This window comes from Streptomyces sp. E2N166 (assembly GCF_003671715.1).
In the GTDB taxonomy this organism is placed as follows: Bacteria; Actinomycetota; Actinomycetes; order Streptomycetales; family Streptomycetaceae; genus Streptomyces; species Streptomyces thinghirensis.
In genome coordinates this window covers 1,080,551-1,088,265 of the sequence record NZ_RAIF01000012.1, presented here as the reverse complement: position 1 = coordinate 1,088,265, position 7,715 = coordinate 1,080,551, and the positions used below count along the sequence as shown (strand labels likewise).

The window sequence follows — 7,715 nt, the reverse complement described above, 5'->3', positions numbered from 1 at the left end:
CGGACCAGCAGCGCGAGACCGCCGAGCAGACCGCCCGCGCTCGCGCCCACCAGCCCCGTCACGGCGGCCGAGGCCGAGGACGCCTCGGTGGGCTCGGTGGCGCGCGCGAACCGCCGCAGCTCCACATGGGTGTCGTCGGCGGCGGCGTCCGCGTGCTCGGTGAGCGCGCCGGCGACCGCGTTGGCCATGTCGGCGGCCTCGTCCGGGTGCGCGGAGGTGGCCGTCACCGAGACCATCGGCGCGTCCGGCGAGGTCGCCGTGCGGACGTTCTCCTCCAGCGTCGCCACCGGCACGCCCGCCAGCATCTGCGCGTCCCCGAGCACCGCGAGCTGGGTGGCGACCCGGCCGTAGGCCTGTGCGAAGCCCAGCGCGGACGCCGGGTCGGACTTGTCGGTGGGGACGGCGACCACGTAACTGGTGGCCGTGTACCGCGGGGTGGCGACCAGGCCGTAGCCGGCGCCGAGCAGTCCGCCGGCGAGGACGCCGGCCGCGAGCGGGGACCAGGGCGGCAGGGACCGGAAGCGGCGCAGGACGCCGTGCAGGGCGGTGCGTGCGCGTCGGGGGCGGGCGGGCTGCTCGGCCTCGTTCCGCTCCGCGGGCTCGGCCGGGGACTGGGTGAGGGGCTCGGTCATGCGGAACTGACTCCCTGGGGTGCCGGGGACAACGGGTGCGTGAGGGTGGTCGCGTACACGTCCATCAGCTGGGCGGCGCTTCGGGTGACGCAGTAGTGGCGGGCGGCCTCGGGGACGGTGCGCGGGCCGGGGCCCGGGCCGGCGGACGCGCGGACCTCGGTGAGGACGCGGGCGAACTCCTCCTCGCCACCGGTGACACGCCGGGCGGTGACCGCGGCGGCCGGGGGCAGGTCCTCGATCGCCGGGCAGGAGGCGTAGAGCACCGGCAGTCCCGACGCGAGGCCCTCCACCACCGCCAGGCCGAAGGCCTCCTCCGGCGACGGCGAGGCGAGCACGTCCATCGCGGAGGCCAGGGACGGCAGGTCGGGGCCGGGGGAGCCGTCGGTCACGTAGGGGCGTTCGCCGGTGAGCAGGACGCGGTCGGCGACCCCGGCCTCGCGGGCGGTGCGGCGCAGGACGTGCTCCTCGGGGCCGCCGCCGACCAGCAGCAGCCAGCAGTCCTCCGGGAGCCGGGCCAGGGCGCGGACCAGGACGTCGAACCGCTTGGCCGTGGTCAGCCGGCCCACGCCGCCGACGACGTACGCGCCCTGGGGCAGGCCGAGACGGCGGCGGGTGCGCAGCCGCGCGACTGGGTCGAAGCGGAAGCGGGCCAGGTCTACGCCGTTGGGGACGACCTCGATGCGGGGCGCGGGCACGCCCCAGCGCCGCAGCCGGTCGGCGACGGTGGGGGAGACGGCGACCGTGGCGCTGCCCAGCCGCTCCCCGGCCAGGTAGAGGGCGCGGATGCCGGGGGTGAGCGGGCGGCCCTCCATCTGGGAGTCGCCGAGGGAGTGTTCGGTGGCGACGACGGCGCGGACGCCGGCCAGGCGGGCGGCGACGCGGCCGTAGAGGCAGGCGCGGTAGAGGTGGGTGTGCACGAGGTCGTAGCCGCCGGTGCGGATGAGGCGGGTCAGGCGGGGCAGCGCGGCCAGGTCGCGGTTGCCGGTCATGCCGAGGTGGACGACGTTCACGCCGTCGGCCAGCAGTCCGTCGGCGACCGCGCCCGGGTTGGTGAGCGTCACGACGTCGCAGTCGACGGGGAGGTGGCGCAGGAGCAGCCGCAGTTGCTGTTCGGCGCCGCCGACGCCGAGGCCGGTGATGATGTGCAGGGCCTTCATGTCCTTCGTGCCCCTCCCTGTCAGACCCCGGCCGCGGCGCGGCGGCGCAGGCGGTGCAGCCGGGTCTTCAGCAGCAGGCGTACGGCCGTGTCCCGCTGCCCGATGTGCACGCGGGGCAGGGCGTGCGGGCCGGTCAGCGGGCCGGGGTCGATGGCGCAGGCGTAGGTGTGACCGGCGGCGCGTACGGCGTCGGCGGCGCGGGTGTCGACGGCGCCATAGGGGTAGCAGAAGCCGGATACCGGAGCACCGATCAAATCCGAGAGCAGTGCTCTGCTTTCGGCGGTCTCGGCCTTCAGCGTGGCGTCGTCCGCCTTGGTCAGGTCCACATGGGTGAGGCCGTGCGAGCCGATCTCGACGCCCTCGGCGGCGGCGCGCCGGATGCCGTCGGCCGTGAGCAGCGGCTTGCGCGGGCCGAGCGGGTCCCACGCGTTGTCGCCGCCGAGCCGGCCCGGCAGCACGAAGAGGGTGGCGCCGCAATCCCAGCGGCGCAGGCACGGGAGCGCGTGCTCGACGAAGTCGGCGTACCCGTCGTCGAACGTCAGCCCCACCAGGTCGCGGCCACCGCCCCGGGCCCGGGCGGCCAGCAGCTCGGCGACCGGCACACCGCGCAGCCCGCGCCGCCGCAGCCAGCCGAGCTGCGCGTCGAGCCGGTCGGGCGTGACCGTGATGCGGTACGGGTCGTCCGAGCAGTCGCCGACGGAGTGGTACATCGCCACCCAGGGGACGGTGCCGGGGCGCGTGCGGACGCCGGGGCGGGCGCGAACGCCGGGAGGCGTGGGGGCGTCAGCGGGGGCCGCGGAAGGGGAAACGGTCGCGGAAGCGGATGAGGACGCGGGAACGGAAGCCGAAGCGGCCATGCGGGAGCCTTCGTGTGACGGAGCGGACGAAATCGAGGGCCGGTACGACGCCTTGGACGCGCAGGACCCGGCCGAGCAGGACGAAGACGCCGACGACGGTCACCACGCCGGCGGCGAGGGAGACGGCCGGCACGGTGAACAGGCCCGCGACCGGCGCGCCCACGACGGTCGCCCCGGCCGCCGCCAGCACCGGCCTGACCAGGTCGCCCAGAACGCGCCGGACGCGGACCGGGACGCTGCGCGGGCCCATCCCGGCGAGCAGCAGGGCGGCGGTGACGGTGATGCCGGCGGCGTTGGCGGCCGCGATGCCGGTCACTCCCCAGGGGCCGACCGCCCGGGCGCCGATGCCCGCCGTGGCGGCGATGCCCGCGGTCATCGCGGCGAGCGGGTACCAGCTGGCGCGGCCCGCCGAGAAGTAGGAGCGGGCGAGCGCGCCCACCACGGTCTGGCCGAGCAGCCCGAGGGCGTACACGCGCATGACGTCCGCGGTCGCCGCCGTGTCGGCCGCCGTGAAGGCGCCGCGCTGGAAGAGGAGTTCGATCATCTGCGGCGCGCAGGCGACGACCGTGGCCGCGCCCAGCAGCACCAGACAGGCCGCCAGCGCCACGTCCCGCTCGACCCGGTCGCGGGCGCGTTCGGTGTCGCCGTCGGCCATCGCCCGGGCCACCACCGGGAAGGTGACCGTGCACAGCATCAGCGACAGCGTCATCGGAATCTGGGCCACCTTCTGCGCGTAGTTCAGGTGCGAGATGGCGCCGGAGGGGAGCCCGGAGGCGAGGAACCGTTCGATGAGCACCTGCGACTGACGGCACAGCGCGAAGAGCAGCACGGTGCCGAACAGGGCGAGGGCGAGCGGACGCGCCTGGTCCCCGGTGCCCGCCGGCCGCTCGACGCCGTCGTCCCGGCGCCGCAGCTGCCGCAGCAGTGAGGGCAGCTGCGCCGCCACCATCAGGAAGCCGCCCGCCGCGACCCCGACCGCCGCCGAGCGCACCCCCCAGCGCCCGCCGAGCACGAACATCGCGGTGATGATGCCGACGTTGTAGGCGACGTAGATCGCCGCCGGCGCCAGGAACCGGCGGTGCGCCCGCAGGGCGGCGCTGCAGTACCCGGCGAGTCCGAAGCTGACGACGCAGGTGGCGGTGAGCCGGGTGCAGTCCACGGCGAGGGCGTGGTCGGGCAGCCCCGGCGCCAGGGCCCGGACCAGCTGGGGTGCGCAGACGACGACCAGCGCGCCGACCGCGACGAAGGCCGGCGCCAGCCGGGGCAGGGTCGAGGCGACCAGCGCGCGGACCGGGTCGCCGGGGGCGCCCTGCGCGCGGCGGGCCAGGGCCAGGCTGAACATCGGGACCAGCGCGAAGGCCAGCCCGTCCTCGATCAGCAGCGTCGCCGCGAACTCCGGCACGGTCCACGCCACCAGGAAGGCGTCCGTCTCACTGCCGGCCCCGAACAGGCGGGCGAGCGCCTGGTCCCGGGCCAGCCCGAGCACCGACCCGGCCACCGACAGCACGGCCGTGAGCAGCGCGGCCCGGGCGAGGAAGCCCCCGGAGGACCGGCCCTCGGCCGCCGCCAAGGTGTCCGCGTCCGGCGCGGCGGACCGGGCCGGCGGGACGGAGGGGGACCGCGCGGCCCGGAAGGGCGTCACCTTCATCGCGCCGACACCTCCTCAGCACCGGGCCCGGACTCGGCCCCAGGCCGAGGCCCGGAACCGGAACCGGAACCGGACCCGGACCCGGGCACAGGCACCGACCCGGGCTTGGCCTCGGACCCGGCCCCAGACTCAGACCCGTCCCCGTCCCCGGCCCCGGCCCCGAGCGCCCACCAGCCCGCCAGCCCGAAGCACACCGCCGTCAGTACGGTCGAGGGCCCGCCGATGTCGGCGTACGCGAAATCGGTCAGCTGCCACACCAGCAGCCCGCAGGCGACCAGCGCGCAGTCCGTCCCGGGCGCCGCACCGGAGCGCCGTACCGCACGGAGCCCGCGCAGCCCCAGGACGAGCAGGGACAGCCAGCTCCCCGCCAGCGCGATCAGCCCGATCAGCCCCTGCTCGGCCAGGATCAGCAGGTACATGTTGTGCGGGGACAGCAGCGGCTGCTTGCGGTACCCCGCGCCCGCGCCGTCGGTCTCGCTGCCCGAGGACAGGGCCAGCGAGGCGTGCCCGTCCCGGTGTTCGGGGAAGCCCTTCAGGCCCACGCCGGTCAGCGGCCGCTCGCGCCACATGCCGGCCGCCGCCGCCCACATCGTGTAGCGGTCGGTCACCGACTGGTCGGGCGAGTCGGTGACCTGCGTGATGCTGCCCACCCGCTCCTGGAGCATCGCCGTACCGGCGCCGAACCCGCCGACCAGCACCACGCCCGCCGCGACGACGGCCGCCCCCACCTTCAACGCCCTGCGCGCCCCGGCGAGCAGCAGTTGGGCCGCGCACGTCACAGCCGTGGCGATCCACGCGCCACGGCTGAACGACAGGGCGAGCGGCAGCAGCAGGGCGATCGCGCAGCCGGCCGCGAGAGCGCGTCGGCGGGCAGGGCCATGGCCCAGCGCCAGCCCGACCGCGCAGACCAGCCCGAGGGAGACGACGGTCGCCATCCCCATCACGTCCTGCGGCCCGAAGGTGCCCACGGCCCGGATCTGCTCGCCCTGGTAGGAGGCACCGGTCCCGGTGACGTACTGGTGCACGCCGACCGCCCCCTGCCACACCGCCAGCCCGGTCATCGACCAGGTGAGCAGCCGTACGTCGTCCCGGCCGCGGATCAGCAGCAGTACGGCGGCGGGGACGAGGACGAAGACCTGGAGGTAGCGGCCGAACCCGGTGAGCCCGGCCCCCGGCGACACCGCGCCCATGGCGGCGACGGCCAGCGGGAGCACGGGCAGGCCCAGCACCACGACCGCCGTACGGGTCAGGGGGCGCCGCCGGTCTCGCACCAGGCGCAGGGCGCAGTACAGCACCACCAGCGCGGAGGCCGCGTCGGCCGGATGCGCACCCCCCGGACCGTCCCCCGCGGCCGGCAGGGCGAGCAGCGCGACGACCGCTACCACGGCCAGCACGGGCGGCAGGCGCCGTATGCGCGCGGTGGTCCACGGGGGCGGGGTCCGGGCCACCTCGCTCAGCTCCCGGTGGGGCGCACGAGCGCGACGGCCGTGCGCAGCAGGATGCAGACGTCCTGCCACAGCGACCAGTCGTCGATGTAGGCGTTGTCGAAGCGGGCCCGGTCCTCGATGGAGGTGTCGCCGCGCAGCCCGTTGATCTGGGCCAGGCCCGTGATGCCGGCCGGCACCCGGTGGCGGGCGGCGTAACCGGGGTAGGTCTGGCTGAACTGGGCCACGAAGTACGGTCGTTCGGGGCGCGGCCCGACCAGGCTCATGTCGCCCCTGAAGACGTTCCACAGCTGGAGCAGTTCGTCGAGCGACGTACGGCGCAGGAAGCGGCAGAACCACGGCATCCGCCGTTCGTCCGCCACGCTCCACCGGGTCGCCGACTCGTGCTCGTCGGCCGGGCGGTGGGTGCGGAACTTCAGCAGCGTGAACGGCCTGCCGTCCTTGCCGATGCGCTCCTGCCGGAACAGCACGCCCGGCCCGCCGATGACCCGCAGCAGCGTCGCGCAGGTCAGCAGCAACGGGCTCAGCAGCAGCAGCAGCGCCCCGGACGCGGTCACGTCCAGCACCCGCTTGCCGGCGCCGCCCGGCCGCCGTTCCCCCGCCTCCAGACGCCGGCAGGAGAACCCGGCGAGCCGGTCCCGGCCCGCGTACGCGGGGACGTCCGCGTCGACCTCCCACACCACACAGCCGGACTCGGCCAGCGCCCGCAGCAGCGGCCCCTGCCGCGTCCGTACGGAAGGGTGCACGGCCAGTACCTCCCGTACGCCGTTCTGCACGACCGCCCGCTGCACCTCCTCGCCCGTGGTCAGCACGGGCAGGCCCGTGCCGCCGCCCGGTTCGTCGGCGACGACCCCTACCGGGCGCACCCCGCAGCGCGGGTGGCGCAGCACCGCGGAGGCCACGCGCTGCGCGGTCGCGGCGGGGCCGACGACCAGGGCGGCGCGCGGACGGTTCAGCAGCGCGGTGCGGCGCCACCGGTGCACGACGCCCCGGCCGGCGCAGCCCGTCGCCGCGTGCAGCAGGAAGCCCAGGAGCAGCGTGCGGGCGGACAGGGCGTGCGGCGGGGCGCACGCCGCGACGAGCGCAGCCAGCGCCAGCCAGACCACCGTGATCCGGCCGCACAGGCCGGGCAGGTCGTCCAGGACCCCCGGCAGCCGCCGGGGCGCGCGCGGGCGCAGCAGCAGCGAGGCGGCGACCAGCAGGGCCGCGAGCAGCGGTTGGTGGGGGGTGCCGGTGAGCATCAGGGAGCCCGGTACCGCCGCCGCCGTGCCGTCCGCGACGAGCAGCGGCAGCGGGGACTCCGGCCGTGGTGCGGGAAGCCGGTCGGGGAAGCGGAGACCCGCGGCGCCGGCACGCTGCGGCAGCACCGATACGGGTGCGCAGGAGCCGAGGTCGCGCGGCTGGCCGGCGGGGGTGGGGACGGTGCTTTCCGCGGTCACGGGTGCGTGGACTCCCTGTACTCGATGGGCGCGACGGCCGACCGCCCCACGAGCGCGGGCCTGTCGCCGGGGGCCGTGTGCGTCCCGGTCGTCCGCCCGTGGCCGAGGAGGTCGTCGTACACCGCCGTGATCGCCGCGGCCGTGTGCCGTACGTCGTGCGTGGACAGGACGTGCGCGCGCCCCCGGCGGCCGAGCGACGTGCGCAGCGGAGCGTCGAGCAGCAGCCCGGTGACCGCGGCGGCCAGCGCCTCCGGGTCCATGGGCGGTACCAGGCAGTGCGGCACGAGAGCGGACGGCAGGCCCTCGCGGGCGCCGTCCACGTCGGTCACCACCACGGCCCGCCCACAGGCCATCGCCTCCAGCGGCGCCAGCGCCATGCCCTCCCACCGGGACGGCAGGACGACCAGGTCGGCGGCCCGGTACCAGGGCCGGGCATCGGCGACGGCGCCCGCGAACAGGACGGACGCGGGGGCGCGTTCACCGTGGCCGCCGGGCGGGCCCGGGTGCGCCGCGTGGCCGTGGGGTCGGCCCGGGTCC

The 7,715-nt window shown here is 76.5% G+C and carries 7 protein-coding genes; all 7 read right to left on the bottom strand.

Features of this window, described 5'->3' with window-relative positions:
* Positions 1-632: lipopolysaccharide biosynthesis protein (locus EBH09_RS12710; protein ID WP_121747370.1), on the bottom strand; the 632-nt coding region annotated here is incomplete at its 3' end.
* Positions 629-1,789 (bottom strand): glycosyltransferase, encoded by a 1,161-nt coding sequence (locus EBH09_RS12705; protein ID WP_121747065.1) that lies wholly within the window; start codon positions 1,787-1,789, stop codon positions 629-631. The genes EBH09_RS12705 and EBH09_RS12710, both read right to left, overlap by 4 nt.
* 20 nt (positions 1,790-1,809) lie before the next feature.
* Positions 1,810-2,499, bottom strand: a complete 690-nt coding sequence (locus EBH09_RS12700) for a polysaccharide deacetylase family protein (RefSeq protein WP_121747064.1) — start codon at positions 2,497-2,499, stop codon at positions 1,810-1,812.
* A 73-nt stretch (positions 2,500-2,572) separates the two neighbouring features.
* Positions 2,573-4,294 carry a lipid II flippase MurJ gene (locus EBH09_RS12695; RefSeq protein ID WP_121747063.1) on the bottom strand — a complete coding sequence of 574 codons (1,722 nt, stop codon included), beginning with the start codon at positions 4,292-4,294 and terminating at the stop codon, positions 2,573-2,575.
* Positions 4,291-5,742, bottom strand: coding sequence for an O-antigen ligase family protein (locus EBH09_RS12690; protein ID WP_121747062.1), 1,452 nt, complete (start codon positions 5,740-5,742; stop codon positions 4,291-4,293). The genes EBH09_RS12695 and EBH09_RS12690 overlap by 4 nt, the downstream gene beginning before the upstream one ends.
* 5 nt (positions 5,743-5,747) lie before the next feature.
* Positions 5,748-7,178, bottom strand: a complete 1,431-nt coding sequence (locus tag EBH09_RS12685; RefSeq protein ID WP_121747061.1) for an exopolysaccharide biosynthesis polyprenyl glycosylphosphotransferase — start codon at positions 7,176-7,178, stop codon at positions 5,748-5,750.
* Positions 7,175-7,715: glycosyltransferase (locus EBH09_RS12680; protein ID WP_121747060.1), on the bottom strand; the 541-nt coding region annotated here is incomplete at its 5' end. The genes EBH09_RS12685 and EBH09_RS12680, both read right to left, overlap by 4 nt.

Bases quoted from the DNA above. Each gene is read 5' to 3' on its own strand.
- EBH09_RS12700 (WP_121747064.1), bottom strand. From the start codon at position 2,499: ATGTACCACTCCGTCGGCGACTGCTCGGACGACCCGTACCGCATCACG.
- EBH09_RS12695 (WP_121747063.1), bottom strand. From the start codon at position 4,294: ATGAAGGTGACGCCCTTCCGGGCCGCGCGGTCCCCCTCCGTCCCGCCG.
- EBH09_RS12705 (WP_121747065.1), bottom strand. From the start codon at position 1,789: ATGAAGGCCCTGCACATCATCACCGGCCTCGGCGTCGGCGGCGCCGAA.